This window comes from Streptomyces chisholmiae, assembly GCF_031845445.1.
Taxonomy (GTDB): domain Bacteria; phylum Actinomycetota; class Actinomycetes; order Streptomycetales; family Streptomycetaceae; genus Streptomyces; species Streptomyces chisholmiae.
On record NZ_JAVREO010000031.1, the window covers coordinates 1 to 12407 of the forward strand.

Genomic DNA, 12407 nt, shown 5'->3' on the forward strand with positions numbered 1-12407 from the left:
CGGTTCGGGTGCGGTGGAGGACGGCTTCGTCGAGGAGGAGTTCGGTGGGGGGTGGGCTTGGGGTGGGTGGGGGTGGTGGGGCGTTGGGGGTGAGTGCGGCGTTGTATTCGGGGGTGCGGAGGGGGTGGGGGATGTGGTGGTTGGTGTAGTGGCGGTGGGTGGTGGCTTGTTGGTGGCAGGCGGTGAGGCGGGTGTGGTGGTCGGGGGTGTGGTCGGTGAGCCAGGTGTCGGGTGGGGTGTTGAGGAGGTGGGTGAGGTGGTCGAGTTGGTGGTGGTGTTGGTAGAGGTGGAGGAGGGCGGGGAGGTGGCGTTGGTGGGTGTGGATGGTGCCGGTTTCGATGCGGCTGAGGGTGGCGGTGGAGATGCCGGCGTGGGGGGCGACTTGGTCGAGGCGGAGGTGGCGGGTTCTGCGGAGGGTGCGGAGGTGGGCGCCGATGACGAGGGCGCTGGCGGGTGTGCGGGTCGAGGTGCGGGTGGTTGTCATGGGGTCCAGCGGTGTCCGATGAGGGTGCGGGGTCGGTAGCCGGCGGCGGCGGTGGTGGTTTGGTGGGGGTAGAGGTGCTCGGCGAAGCCGGTGGCGTGGGTGTAGTCCCAGGTCATGGCGTGGAGTTGGGCCAGGCAGGCGCCGCAGGCGTAGAGGGGTGCGTGGGCGCCGTCGGTGCTGAGCGCGCCGATCCAGGTGACCGGGGCGATCTGGTGGCCGCAGTAGAACCAGCAGGCGCCCAGCACCCAGTCACCGGCGGCCCGCCCTGGGTGGGGGAGGTCGAGTTCCCACCCCTGGTCAGGTCCGGTGGTGTGGTTCATCAGAGGAAGGCGGCCTCGGGCCGGTCGGCGTTGATCAGCAGCGGGAGGCGTCGGCGTTGTCCGGCGGCGATGATCGCGTACTGGTACAGGCCGGGCGGTTCGTGGAGTTCCCGCATCGGCACCCAGCTGGCCCCCTCGGCGGGATCGACGCCGGGTACGTCGGGGAGGATGTCGCCGTCCAGGACGTAGGTCAGGCCGTTGAGGGTGCCGTGTTCGTCGGTGGTCGGGGTGCACAGGAAGTACTCGGTCAACGCCCGCTCGCAGCCGGTCTGTTCACGCAACAGTTCGCGGGCGGCCAGGATCAGGCACCGCCCGGGGGTGACCTGCCCGTGCGGCAGGACCCACCCCTCGCCCCCGTCGTCCTTCCGCCCCCGCACCATCAGCATGTGGTTGGTGTGGGTACTGGCCAGGATGTGGAACGTGACGGGCAACGCGGCCCGCAGAATCTTCGTGTGCATCACGCAACGCCTTTCGTTAAGAAGGGATAGCTAGTTCAAGGTGGCGGGCAACAGCCCGGACAGCGCGGTCAGCAGACACATCAACCCGACGAACGCCGGCCCCGCCGCCTGGTCGAGGAAGGCCGCGACCGGCCCCGCCGCCGCCTGCCCTTCGGCCTCCGGGTCGGCGTCCGGCCGCCGCACCACCCGCCAGTGCCGCTCGATCCGCGACAGGAACCGCGTGTGCTCTGGCAGCTGTTGGGTGTGCTGCAACGCCCACACCGCAACGGGCAACGGATCGTTGTCGAACAACGGAGACGCGGCGCCGCAGCCCAGACACTCCACGCCATAGATCGCCTCCGGCGCACCCACACCCCGCTCCTCACACAACACCCAGTCCGCGCCCTTGACGATCGAGACCCGTTCCACCGCATCGGCAAGCTGCGACGGGGGTTGCCGTATCTGGTTTCGTGTAGGCATTCCGTTCTCCTGACAAATCGCAAACCGGCTACGGGTCTTGCCTACGCCTCGGGGCGGAGTTGGTCCGCGCGGAGACCGACAACCCCACGTGCGGGGCACCGTCCGATACGAGGGTCATCAGCTGTGCGGAGGTGATGAGTTCGCGTCGCTCGTCATCCCGTGAACCGAAGACGAGGACAAACCCAGCCCCGCTTTTGACCAACCGAATCCGTAACCCCGGTGTCGCGCCAGGTCTCCCGGTCAACAGCTCTCCCCTGGTGGCGGACTTCCTGTTCGTAGACATGCGAGGGCGGCATCGGAACGTCAAGGCTGAAGTGCACCCGTTTCCCGCCGCCGCACGTGGGGCTGAACCCCCAGGAGGCGGAGAGCGCCCTCACCAGGGCAAGACCGCGCCCGGATTCGTCCCCCAGGCCAGGGGTGGCCAGCTTCAGCGAACCTGCCCCCCGGTCGGTGACCCCCACGGTGAGCAGGCCGTCGGATACGTCCACTTCGACCAGGCAGCGTTGCGACTCCGGTGAATGGAGAACCGAATTCGTCACCAGCTCCGAGGTCAGGAGTTCGGCGATGCCGGCGATATCCTCGCCACAACTCCAGGCAAGTACGGCCTCGCGAACCGCCTTTCGAGCCTTGCCCGGCGATTCGATGCCTGCCGGGAAGTGGAATGTGCGACTCATGATTAGCACGCGTGCCCCCTTCCAGGACCACGAGCCCCGCAGCGCGCCTCGACCCGCGACCGGGCACGCCGAGTTGACCACCCGCCACTCTGCGTGGACGAGTGGCTACAAGGTAATGCTGCGCGCACTCATCCCGCAAGTCCTCATCTTGCACATGTGCAGATCTGGGAGGCTGGTGGCTGTGACTCGTTGGACACGGCAGACTGGAGAAGGACAAGTGGGAGGACGGATGGCCAGCACGTTCCGGAGCCGACGGCTCGGGGCTGATCTGCGAAATCTGCGTGACAGCGCCAAGTTCAGCTCGGAGTGGGTCGCGCAGGAGATGGGCTTCTCGCGCCCGAAGCTCAACCGGATCGAGGGCGGCGAGGTCCGTGTCTCGCAGAACGATCTGAAGGCGCTGCTGCACCTGTACAAGGTGGAAGACGAGCGGGTGATCAACGCCTACCTTGTCGAGGCCCGGGAGGCGTTCAAGCCGGGCTGGTGGCGGGCTTACCAGGACGCCATCCCGCGCTCGTACGCGGACTTCATCACGCTGGAGGCCCAGGCCACCGAGATCAAGAACTGGGAACCAATCCTGATTCCCGGTCTGCTTCAGACCGAGACGTACACCAGGGCGGTGATCCAGGCCAACCCGGCGATCCTGCCGCCGACCGACATGGACGAGTTGGTGAAGGTCCTGCGCGAGCGACAGGCCATCCTGCGCCGTGAGCTACCGGACCAGCCGCCCCGACTCTGGGCGATCGTCGGCGAGTCGGCCGTGCGTCAGGCGGTGGGTGGCGTCGAGGTGATGCGTGCGCAACTCACTCATCTGGGCGAACTCACCGAGCACCCGCACATCGTTCTCCAGGTCCTGCCGCACGGCGCCGGTGCCCATGCGGGACTCACCGGCGCTTTCGTGGTGTTCGGCCTCCCACGGAACCCCGACGTGGTCAGCGTGGAGAACATGACCGGAACGCTCTACATGGACCAGCCGGGGGAACGCCAAAGCTACAGCGACGCGTTCGACCATCTCAGGGCAGCGGCCCTGAACCCGGCGGACTCCCTCGCGCTCATCCAGCGCGCGGCGAAGGAAATGCAGGAATAGGAAGGCGAATTGATGATACCCGGAGACGGTATCGGGCAGTGGCGGAAGAGCAGCTACAGCGGAGGAAACGGTAACTGTCTGGAGGTCGCGCCGCTCGCCGGCGACGGCGGCCGGGCGGTGCGCGACTCGAAGGCCCCCGCAGGGCCCGTGTTGATGTTCAGCAACTCCCAGTGGGCAGCGCTCGTTGGGCTGGCCAAAGGCCAGGAGGCCGGGTCGGACAGCTGAGACGTGTTGTCGGGCTCCGGCGCTTACGCCGGGGTCCGGTCCTCCTGCTGGACCACGGAGATCTCGGCACACGAGGAGTTCGCATGACGGACGAGCCAGGGCGCGTCTTTCGGGACGCGTGGATCGCTGGTGTGAAGGAACACTTCCCGGGGGAGCCGAAGCCCGGCTACGTCGCGCCGTGGGAGGACATGCCCGACTGGGAGCGGGAGGCCGCGGCGGCGGTGTACCAGCAGATCCGGCAGTTCGTGGAGATCAGCGCGGGTGGTGCCACGAAGCTGACCCGGGAACAGAAGGGCAGGTTCGTGGCGATCTGCTGGACCGCGCAGATCCACCGGCACTTCGAGGCGCCGAAGCCGAGCTATGTCGCGGACTGGGACGCGCTCCCGGAATGGCAACGGGCGACCGACATCGGCATCTTCGAAGCGATCGAGTAACGCGGCCGGGGCCGTGCCGGTCCGCCCGGCATGAACGAGGGAGGGAACACCCATGGCAACGCTGGCCGTGACGGGGCACATGGATCTGACGGAGTCCACGGTGGTGCTGGTGCGTGCGGCGCTGCGGGGGCTGTTGGCCGGGCACGAGCCGGGCGATCTGGTGGGGGTGTCCTGCATCGCCGCGGGGGCGGACTCCCTCTTCGCGGAGGCGGTGTTGGCGGTGGGGGGTCGGCTCGTCGTGGTGGTGCCCGGCCGGGACTACCGGGAGCGGAAGGTCAAGCCGCAGGACGCGGCGCGGTACGACCGGCTGGTCGAGGCCGCCGCCGAGGTGTACACCGTGCCGGTTGACCGGGCCGGCCGGGAGGGCTACGAGGCCGCCGCCGGGAACTCCTGGCCCGGGCCGACCAGTTGGTCGCCGTCTGGGACGGCGTCCCGTCCACCGGCAGGGGCGGCACCGCCGACACCGTCACCGCCGCCCGCACCCCCGGCATCCCGGTACACGTCATCTGGCCCGAAGGCGCCGCCCGACAGTGACCCCCAGCGGACCGGCCGCCGCCGGCCAGCACACGGCGTGCGACCGAGCCCACCCCTCCCGTCGCCCCTGGGCGGCGGCAGCGGTGACGGTCGCCTGCCCGGTCCGGTACGAGAGAGGAGTTCGCATGAACGCGGAGGAAGCCCGGCAGGTGGATGCCGTGTTGCGGCGTCTGGGGCTCCCTGGCGTGGTGGCGCCGGAAGATCCGGCGGACCCGGGGGGCGAGTGGCGGGTGTACGACCAGGCCGACCCCGAGACGCGCACGGAGACCACGGCTGACGCGCTGGTGGGCCTCGCCACGGCGTATCCGGGGGAAGCGCCCCCGTCCGGGTCGGCGCGGGGCGATCAGCGGGGCCCTACCCGTGGCTTCGTGCTGCCGCCCACGGACGGCTGACCGGGCGGGACCAGCCCGCCAGTCAGGCCGCCGGCCGGAACTCCTGGCCCGAGCCGCCCCGTTGGTCGCCGGCCAAGACAGGGCCCCGGCCACCGGCAGGGCCGGCACCGCCTGCACCGCCGTCACCGCCGGCCGGCACCGGCGACCGGTGCCGACTCATCGGGGCACGGCGCCGCGCATCAGGCCCTCAAGGTCACGTTCGCCCGCGGGCGTCTGCGCCCCGTCGCGCAGTCCTTGGGCTATCAGTCGCTGGACGGCGGGCAACGCGATCTGCGTGGCCCACGCCTCGTCCTCTCGGCGAAGTCCGTCTGTGAGGTCGTCGGCGGGCAACGCGCGCTTGGCCGCTTCGACGACGCCATCGGGCAGGGCGGCGATATCGCGGGCGACACGGTCGACATACGCGTCGAGTTGGTCGGCCGGCAGCGCCCTGTTGATCCAGCCGTAGGACGCCGCGGTCTCGGCGTCGAAGAGGTCGGCGGTGAGGACCACCTCCAGCGCGCGGTTGCGGCCCACGCGGTCGCGGAGGTACTGCGTTCCGCCGCCGCCGGGGACGATGCCCATGAGCGCCTCGATCTGGCCGATTCCGGCGGTCTCGGCCGCGGCGAATGCCATGTCCGCCGCGGCGACGAACTCCGCCCCGCCACCGCGGGCCTTCCCGGCGAGTTTGACGATGGTCACCTGGGGCTGGTGGCGGAGCAGCTCGCCCACGGCCTGGAACACGTTGAGGTCCGCCGGCGCCGACGCGGCGAGCTGCCGCAGATCGTCCATCCGCTCCGCGATGCCCATGTCCACGTGGGCGAGGAAGAACTCGGGGTCGGCGCTGGAGAAGACGATCACCCGGACCGAGGAGTCGCCCCGCAGGGCGTCCAGCGCCGTGCGCAGCTCGCGCATCATCGTCACGTCGAGCACGTTCACCGGCGGGTTGTCGAGGACGATCCGGGCGACGCCGTCCGCGCTGCTCACGTGCAGCGTCGAGTAGACAGGGGTGGTCAAGGGACTCTCCATCAGTTACCGATAGATGTGTAGGTTCGCTCTGCATACCTACCGTCGGCGACGCCCCTGGCACCGTCAAGAACGCACTCTGGGAGAACCAAGGAACATGAGGGATACCGGCCCGCACGGAATGACCGAGGGAACATCCGTTACCTTCCGGGCGAACTGCCCCAGTCGGCCGATCCTCGACCAGATAGCCGACAAGTGGTCGATGATGGTCATGGCGCTGTTGGAACGGCCCATGCGGTTCAACGAGTTGAAGCGCCGTCTGGAAGGCGTGACGCAACGCGTCCTCACGCAGACGCTGCGCCGCCTGGAGCGCAACGGAATGATCGAGCGGAAGGTACTGCCGACCTCACCGGTCGGCGTCGAGTACTCGCTCACGGCGTTGGGTGAGTCCCTGCGCGAGCCGTTCGGGCAGTTGTACCGCTGGACCGTCGAGCACAGCGAGGAGATCCAGAACTGCCAGCGGGCGTACGACAGCAGGACCGCCCCCTAGCCGGTGTCGGGGTCCACCGATCGGTGGATGCGGGTATCAACCGAGGTCAGAGCGGTACGGTCGATGTGGCGGGGCGCGGTGCGCTCGTAGCGTCGCGGGGTGACCGCATTGGAAGTACGACATCTGCACAAGCGCTACGGTCGGCACGTCGCCGTCGAGGACGTCTCCTTCACCGTCGAGGAGGGGGAGATCTTCGGCATCATCGGGCCCAACGGGGCCGGTAAGACGACGACCGTCGAGAGCATCGCCGGCCTGCGCACGCCCGACTCGGGGTCGATCTCCGTGTTGGGGCTGGACCCGATCAGGGACCGGGCGGAGGTGCGTGAGCGGCTCGGCGTGCAGTTGCAGGAGAGCGGCTTCCCGGACGCGATCAGGGTCAGCGAAGCCCTGGAGCTGTACGGCTCCTTCTACCGGAACCCGGCCGACTGGCGCGAGCTGGTGGAACTGCTCGGGCTGACCGAGAAGCGCGACACGCGCTACCAGGCGCTCTCGGGCGGGCAGAAGCAGCGGCTGTCGATCGCGCTCGCCCTGGTCGGCAGTCCGCGGGTCGCGATCCTCGACGAGCTGACGACGGGGCTGGACCCGCAGGCCAGGCGCGACACCTGGAGCCTCATCGAGCGGGTGCGGGACACGGGGGTCACGATCCTCCTGGTCACGCACTTCATGGACGAGGCGGAGCGGCTCTGCGACCGGATCGCCGTGATCGACGGTGGCCGGGTCGCCGCGGTGGACACGCCCGAGGGGTTGATCGCGCGGTCGAGTCCGGTGCGGCAGGTCAGGTTCCGGCTGAGTCAGCCGCTGGACCAGCGGGTCCTGACCGAGTTGCCCGACGTGATCGATGTCGAGATCGTCAAGGGCCGCTGGCTGGTCACCGGCCGGGGACAGCTGCTGAGCAGCGTGGCGGGGGCCCTGGCCAGGGCACGGGTGGTGGCGGAGGACCTCCGCGTGGACCAACACAACCTCGACGACGCGTTCGTGGCCTTCACGGGGCGCGCCCCGGAGTCCGCGGCGTCCCCGGAACCCCAGGCAGCTCCGGAGTCCCCGGAAGCCTCCGAGCGGAGGGACGACTGATGGGTGCGCTTCTGAAGATGGTCAAGGTCGAGACGAGGCTGTTCCTCCGCGACCCCGGCTCCGTCACCTTCGGTGTGCTGTTCCCGGCGGGGCTCCTGCTCGGGCTGGGCGCCGTCCCGGCGCTCAGGGAGCCGTCGCCGGAGACCGGCGACCTGCGGTCCATCGACGTCTGGGCGCCGACCGCGTTGGTGTTCGGGATGGTGATGATCGCCGTGCAGCACATCCCGGCGGTGATCGCCACCTACCGGGAACGCGGCATCCTGCGCCGGCTTTCGACCACTCCCGCGCATCCGCGGAACGTCCTGCTGGCACAGATGATCGTCGCGTTCGCCTCGGTGGTGGTCGCCGCGGTCCTCATGGTCTGCTGCGCGTGGGCGGTGCTGGACATCGCGCCGCCCGAGCGGCCCGTGCGGTTCGTCGTCGCCTTCCTCGTCGGCTACGCGGCGCTGCTGGGGATCGGCATGATCTCCGCGGCCGTGGCCCGCACGAGCGGTGCCGCGAACCAGATCGGCACCCTGCTGTTCGTCGCGCTGATGTTCTTCGGCGGGGCGTTCCTGCCGCGTTTCCTCATGCCCGACGTGCTGCGCTGGGTCGGCGACTTCGTACCGCCCGGGCTACAGACGCTCACCTCGGCGTGGTCAGCCGAGGCGGGTGAGCTGACCGCCACCGCCGCTGGCCAGCCCTTCTGGGCGCAGATTGCCATAATGGCGGGTATCGCGGTCGTCGCGAGCGCGGTCGCGACGAAGCTCTTCCGCTGGGAGTAGATGCCGATGACGCGGGATGCCTGGGCCGGTGTGCGCCCGAGTTCCGGGACGCCCGCGTCCGCCGGCGCGGAAGGCGCGGAGGGCGCTGGGGTCCCGCACCGCCCCCGGTTGGCCTGGAAAGAGGTCGGGCGGCGGGACTGGGACCTGTTGCAGTTGGTCACTCCGTGGCTGCTGCTGACCGTCTCGACGGCGATCTACTTCGCGTGGGTCCTCCCCCGCTCCGGTGAACGCTTCTGGCCCGCGGGCGCGTCCGTCCTGGGGCTGGTCGCGGTCTCGGTGCTGTGGGTGCTGTTCGGCCACACGCTGCCCGCCAGGAGGCGGACACCGCGGCCCGGGTCGGCGGGCGTCTTCCTCGTCGGGCTGCTGGCGCTGTGCGTCCTCCTCATGACGTACTCCGACACCTTCCTCGTCTTCACCATCGCGGGCTTCTTCCACGCCTGCCTGCTCCGGCCGTGGCCGTTGGGGGTGCTCGGGGTGCTGGCCACCTCCGTGGCCCTGAACGGCGCGACGATGGGCGTGTGGGCCGACCCGGCGCCGGACAAGCTCGCGGGGTTCCTGCTGATCGTCACCGTTCAGACCGCGGCGATCGGGGCGGGCGTCCTGCTGACGGCGCGCAGCGAGCCGGAGGAACGCCGGCGCGAGGAACTCGTCGCGCGCCTGGAGGCGGCGCTGCACGAGAACGCCGGGCTGCACGCGCAACTGGTCGCCCAGGCACGGGAGTCCGGGGTGCAGGACGAGCGGCAGCGGTTGGCCGGCGAGATCCACGACACGCTGGCCCAGGGGCTCGCCGGCATCATCACCCAGCTCCAGGCGGCGGAGCGGTCCGCGCGGCTGCGCGGCGAGACGGACGAGCACGTCACGCGGGCGCTGCGGCTCGCGCGCAGCAGCCTGACCGAGGCCAGGCGGTCCGTGCGGGCGCTCGCTCCCCGGGAGCTGGGGCGGGCGCACCTCCCCGACGCGCTGCGCACGTTGACCGAGCGGTGGGCGGCGGACCAGGGGATCAGCGCGCGGGTGGAGGTCACCGGCCCCCGGGAGCCGCTGAGCCCGGCGATCGAGGTGTCGCTCTTCCGGGTGGCGCAGGAGTCGCTGACCAACGTGGCGAAGCACGCGGCGGCTTCCCGCGTCGGGGTCACGCTGTCGTACGCGGGCCCCGAGGTGCTGTTGGACGTACGGGACGACGGGCGCGGGTTCGTGGAGGGAGTCGGCACCGGCTTCGGCCTGACGAGCATGCGCCAGCGCGTCAGAGGGGTCGGCGGTCACGTGGCGGTGCAGAGCGCGCCGGGTGAGGGGACATCCGTCAGTGCGCGCGTTCCGGCGATCGCCCCCGGGGGCACGCGAGCGAAGGGGGAGACCGACCGGTGATCCGACTCGTCATCGTCGACGACCATCCGATCGTGCGGGGCGGTCTGCGCGACACCTTCGCGGACGCCGAGGACATCGTCGTGGTCGGTGAGGCCGGGGACGGCGCCGAGGGCATCGAGCGTGCCCGGTCACTGGCCGCGGACGTCGTGCTCATGGACCTGCGGATGCCCACGATGGACGGCGTCGCCGCGACCGCTGCCCTGCGCGAACGGGCCCCGGACGTACGCGTGTTGGTCCTGACCACCTTCGACAGCGAGAGCGACGTGCTGCCGGCGATCGAGGCGGGGGCCATCGGGTACCTGCTGAAGGACGCGCTGCCCGACGAGCTGACGCACGCCGTCCGCGCGGCCGCCCGGGGCGAGTCGGTGCTGGCGCCGTCGGTGACACAGCACCTCATGGGGCAGGTGCGGCGGCCCGGCGCGGGCACGCTGACCGACCGGGAGAAGCAGGTGCTGCAACTGGTCGCGAACGGCAGCTCGAACCGGGAGGCCGCCGCGGCGCTGTTCATCGGCGAAGCGAGTATCAAGACCCATCTGCAACACATCTACGGCAAGCTCGGCGTGCGCGACCGGGCCTCGGCGGTGGCCGAGGGCTACCGCCGTCGCCTGCTCACCTGACGCCTACCTGCCGGCCGCCTGGCTGGCCGACGGGCTGGGCGCGCGGCCGGCGCGCGGCCGACGCGCGTCCGGCGCGGTAATGCGGGAGACCGGGCGGCGGCCGGTGTGCCACGTTGGGCGCATGGAGATGCCCCACGTCACGCGGGCGACGGCGGCCGCGACCTCGGTCGCCGCGTCGCAAGGCCTGCCGGTCAGCGACGCCGTCGTCCTGCACAACTCGAACAAGCTGGCGCTGCGGCTCACGCCGGGCGACGTCTTCGCCCGCGTCGCCCCGGTGGGAGAGGAGGTCGCGCGGTTCGAGATCGAGCTGGCCCAGCGGCTCGCCGAGGTGGGAGCGCCGGTCTGCCCCCTGGAACCCCGGGTGCCGCCACGGGTGTTCACCCGCGACGGCTTCGCGGTGACGCTGTGGACCTACTGCGAGCCGGTGACGCCACACCTCTCACCGGCCGACTACGCCAGGGCGTTGGAGCTGCTGCACGCCGGCATGCGCGAGGTCGATCTGCCGAGCCCCCGGTTCACCGACCGGATCACGGAAGCGGAGGAGATCGTCGCCGACCCGGCGCGCTCGCCGGAACTCGCCCACGCGGAACGGGACTTCCTCGGCGGCAGACTGGCCGGCCTGCGCCGGGAGATCGAGGAGCGCGGCGCCCCGGAGCAGCTGCTCCACGGCGAACCGCACCCGGGCAACGTGCTCGGCACCCGCGACGGCCCGCTCTTCATCGACCTGGAGACGTGCTGCCGCGGCCCCGTCGAGTTCGACCTCGCCCACGTCCCCGAGGCGGTCCCCGCGCACTACCCGGACATCGACCAGGGGCTGCTGGACGCCTGCCGCCAACTCGTCCTCGCGATGGTCGCGGCCTGGCGCTGGGACCGCGACGACGCCTTCCCGAACGGGCGGCGCTTCGGAGACGAGCTGCTGCGCGCGCTGCACGACGGCCCACCCTGGCCGACCCTCGACGCGCTGACCAGGCGACTGGGGCGGTAACCGACGCCGAAGGCGGGCAGGACGCGGCGATCGACCGTCCGGGGGCCCGGCCGCGGCCGGGCGTGCCGGAGAGCCGTGCGGAAGACAACCGGCTACGCGGTCAGACCGGGGTCGAAGTAGTCCGGTGCTCGGAACAAGCCGGTGAATGTCCCGGGGCCGTGTCGGCCATCCAGCCATGCCCCCAGCGTCGTTGTGTCACCACTGATGATGGCGGTGAGTAATCGTGTGTGACATTCGTGTTCCTCCCCCGGTGCGAACTCCCCGAGGAAGTGCGTGTACCGGCGGTTGACGCCCGTTTCGTAGTCGCGGAGGGCTGCGGCATATCGCGTCCTCTCCACGCTCTCCGGGATGTCCACCACGCGACTGCTGTCCTCTTCGGTCAGCGTCCCCGTCATATCCCGGAAGGCGAGTGCGCCGAGCACGTCCGCAGGTTCCGTGATGCCGAAGAGCGCGGCCGTCCGCCGGGTGATGAGACGTGCTTCCCGGTCGCACGCGCCTTCCATGATGATTCCCAGATTGCGCGTGTGACGGCTTCCGCTCTCGTCGGCAGCTGAGTATGACTGTCCGGTCGCACGGCGGTAGTTGATTCCGTACTGCGTACGGACGGGTGCCCCCGCCACTTCCACGTACCGCCGACGCGATCCGTAGTGGAGACAGTCATGGGCGTACGCGCGCAACAGGTCGAGAAGGGCCAACGCCGGGCTTTCGGGACTCCGGAGTTCCATGGGGCCTTGCATGGTGATGATGGCGACCATCTGAAGGTGCCGGTACCCCTGGTCGGGATGGTGGAATCCGCCGAAAGCACCAGCCCGCGAGGAATCACAACCGACCAGGACGCGGCCGAACGGCAGCATCTGCGACAGCCCGTAGCCCGCATATCGCTGCTTGGCGCACTCGACGCCAGACAGCAGGGGCACGGTGTCGATTCCGTCAGCCGTCCATCGACTGAGTGTTTCCGGGAGCGAACGGAACACGTGAGCGGGATGTTGTCCAGTGAGCGAGGAGGCGTCGGCGCGCAAGGCGGCCAGGGCAGCCAGTGCTCGCACACCCGT

The 12407-nt window shown here is 70.4% G+C and carries 17 protein-coding genes and 1 pseudogene; 11 read left to right on the forward strand and 7 right to left on the reverse strand.

What is annotated here, in order from left to right:
- From RM844_RS30825 to RM844_RS30845, 5 genes are all read right to left on the reverse strand, one after another.
- Window positions 1-484: helix-turn-helix domain-containing protein (locus RM844_RS30825; RefSeq protein ID WP_311670740.1), on the reverse strand; the 484-nt coding region annotated here is incomplete at its 3' end.
- On the reverse strand, window positions 481-804 hold the full coding sequence (locus RM844_RS30830) for a hypothetical protein (protein WP_311670741.1): 324 nt from the start codon (window positions 802-804) through the stop codon (window positions 481-483). The genes RM844_RS30830 and RM844_RS30825, both read right to left, overlap by 4 nt.
- On the reverse strand, window positions 804-1262 hold the full coding sequence (locus RM844_RS30835) for an NUDIX domain-containing protein (protein ID WP_311670742.1): 459 nt from the start codon (window positions 1260-1262) through the stop codon (window positions 804-806). The genes RM844_RS30830 and RM844_RS30835 overlap by 1 nt, the downstream gene beginning before the upstream one ends.
- A 30-nt stretch (window positions 1263-1292) precedes the next feature.
- Window positions 1293-1721, reverse strand: coding sequence for a DUF7848 domain-containing protein (locus tag RM844_RS30840; protein WP_311670743.1), 429 nt, complete (start codon window positions 1719-1721; stop codon window positions 1293-1295).
- Window positions 1722-1873: 152 nt separating this feature from the next.
- Window positions 1874-2395, reverse strand: a complete 522-nt coding sequence (locus RM844_RS30845; RefSeq protein ID WP_311670744.1) for an ATP-binding protein — start codon at window positions 2393-2395, stop codon at window positions 1874-1876.
- A 229-nt stretch (window positions 2396-2624) separates the two neighbouring features.
- Between RM844_RS30845 and RM844_RS30850 the strand changes: the two genes are divergently transcribed.
- The 5 genes and pseudogenes from RM844_RS30850 (at window position 2625) to RM844_RS30870 (ending at window position 5064) form a co-directional block, all read left to right on the forward strand.
- On the forward strand, window positions 2625-3479 hold the full coding sequence (locus RM844_RS30850) for a helix-turn-helix domain-containing protein (RefSeq protein WP_311670745.1): 855 nt from the start codon (window positions 2625-2627) through the stop codon (window positions 3477-3479).
- A gap of 12 nt (window positions 3480-3491) precedes the next feature.
- A complete protein-coding gene (locus RM844_RS30855) occupies window positions 3492-3704 on the forward strand; it encodes a DUF397 domain-containing protein (RefSeq protein ID WP_311670781.1) in 213 nt (70 codons plus the stop codon).
- Window positions 3705-3787: 83 nt separating this feature from the next.
- Window positions 3788-4138: a hypothetical protein gene (locus RM844_RS30860; RefSeq protein ID WP_311670746.1), complete on the forward strand. Its 351-nt coding sequence runs from the start codon at window positions 3788-3790 to the stop codon at window positions 4136-4138.
- 52 nt (window positions 4139-4190) lie between these two features.
- A pseudogene (locus RM844_RS30865) lies at window positions 4191-4672 on the forward strand (hypothetical protein).
- Between the two features lie 125 nt (window positions 4673-4797).
- The gene (locus RM844_RS30870) at window positions 4798-5064 is read left to right on the forward strand and encodes a hypothetical protein (protein WP_311670747.1); all 267 of its coding nucleotides are present in this window, start codon (window positions 4798-4800) and stop codon (window positions 5062-5064) included.
- A 156-nt stretch (window positions 5065-5220) separates the two neighbouring features.
- Here RM844_RS30870 and RM844_RS30875 read toward each other — a convergent pair whose 3' ends face one another.
- Window positions 5221-6057, reverse strand: a complete 837-nt coding sequence (locus RM844_RS30875; protein ID WP_311670748.1) for an enoyl-CoA hydratase/isomerase family protein — start codon at window positions 6055-6057, stop codon at window positions 5221-5223.
- 130 nt (window positions 6058-6187) lie between these two features.
- On the opposite strand from RM844_RS30875, the gene RM844_RS30880 reads away from it, so the two are divergent.
- The 6 genes from RM844_RS30880 (at window position 6188) to RM844_RS30905 (ending at window position 11355) form a co-directional block, all read left to right on the forward strand.
- Window positions 6188-6556, forward strand: coding sequence for a winged helix-turn-helix transcriptional regulator (locus RM844_RS30880; RefSeq protein WP_311670749.1), 369 nt, complete (start codon window positions 6188-6190; stop codon window positions 6554-6556).
- A 99-nt stretch (window positions 6557-6655) separates the two neighbouring features.
- Window positions 6656-7627 (forward strand): ABC transporter ATP-binding protein, encoded by a 972-nt coding sequence (locus tag RM844_RS30885; protein WP_311670750.1) that lies wholly within the window; start codon window positions 6656-6658, stop codon window positions 7625-7627.
- The gene (locus tag RM844_RS30890; RefSeq protein ID WP_311670751.1) at window positions 7627-8391 is read left to right on the forward strand and encodes an ABC transporter permease; all 765 of its coding nucleotides are present in this window, start codon (window positions 7627-7629) and stop codon (window positions 8389-8391) included. The genes RM844_RS30885 and RM844_RS30890 overlap by 1 nt, the downstream gene beginning before the upstream one ends.
- 108 nt (window positions 8392-8499) lie before the next feature.
- Window positions 8500-9753, forward strand: a complete 1254-nt coding sequence (locus RM844_RS30895) for a sensor histidine kinase (protein ID WP_311670752.1) — start codon at window positions 8500-8502, stop codon at window positions 9751-9753.
- Window positions 9750-10370, forward strand: a complete 621-nt coding sequence (locus RM844_RS30900; protein WP_311670753.1) for a response regulator transcription factor — start codon at window positions 9750-9752, stop codon at window positions 10368-10370. Before RM844_RS30895 ends, RM844_RS30900 begins: the two co-directional genes overlap by 4 nt.
- A gap of 121 nt (window positions 10371-10491) precedes the next feature.
- Complete coding sequence (locus RM844_RS30905; protein WP_311670754.1) at window positions 10492-11355, forward strand: aminoglycoside phosphotransferase family protein; 864 nt, start codon at window positions 10492-10494, stop codon at window positions 11353-11355.
- Between the two features lie 92 nt (window positions 11356-11447).
- Here the strand turns inward: RM844_RS30905 and RM844_RS30910 are convergent, their stop codons facing one another.
- Window positions 11448-12272 carry a hypothetical protein gene (locus tag RM844_RS30910; protein ID WP_311670755.1) on the reverse strand — a complete coding sequence of 275 codons (825 nt, stop codon included), beginning with the start codon at window positions 12270-12272 and terminating at the stop codon, window positions 11448-11450.
- Window positions 12273-12407 lie beyond the last annotated feature (135 nt).

Excerpts from the sequence above, each read along its gene's own strand:
- RM844_RS30845 (WP_311670744.1), bottom strand. The coding sequence starts at position 2,395 with ATGAGTCGCACATTCCACTTCCCGGCAGGCATCGAATCGCCGGGCAAG.
- RM844_RS30855 (WP_311670781.1), top strand. The coding sequence starts at position 3,492 with ATGATACCCGGAGACGGTATCGGGCAGTGGCGGAAGAGCAGCTACAGC.
- RM844_RS30890 (WP_311670751.1), top strand. The coding sequence starts at position 7,627 with ATGGGTGCGCTTCTGAAGATGGTCAAGGTCGAGACGAGGCTGTTCCTC.
- RM844_RS30835 (WP_311670742.1), bottom strand. The coding sequence starts at position 1,262 with ATGCACACGAAGATTCTGCGGGCCGCGTTGCCCGTCACGTTCCACATC.
- RM844_RS30830 (WP_311670741.1), bottom strand. The coding sequence starts at position 804 with ATGAACCACACCACCGGACCTGACCAGGGGTGGGAACTCGACCTCCCC.
- RM844_RS30840 (WP_311670743.1), bottom strand. The coding sequence starts at position 1,721 with ATGCCTACACGAAACCAGATACGGCAACCCCCGTCGCAGCTTGCCGAT.
- RM844_RS30880 (WP_311670749.1), top strand. The coding sequence starts at position 6,188 with ATGACCGAGGGAACATCCGTTACCTTCCGGGCGAACTGCCCCAGTCGG.
- RM844_RS30905 (WP_311670754.1), top strand. The coding sequence starts at position 10,492 with ATGGAGATGCCCCACGTCACGCGGGCGACGGCGGCCGCGACCTCGGTC.
- RM844_RS30870 (WP_311670747.1), top strand. The coding sequence starts at position 4,798 with ATGAACGCGGAGGAAGCCCGGCAGGTGGATGCCGTGTTGCGGCGTCTG.
- RM844_RS30860 (WP_311670746.1), top strand. The coding sequence starts at position 3,788 with ATGACGGACGAGCCAGGGCGCGTCTTTCGGGACGCGTGGATCGCTGGT.
- RM844_RS30850 (WP_311670745.1), top strand. The coding sequence starts at position 2,625 with ATGGCCAGCACGTTCCGGAGCCGACGGCTCGGGGCTGATCTGCGAAAT.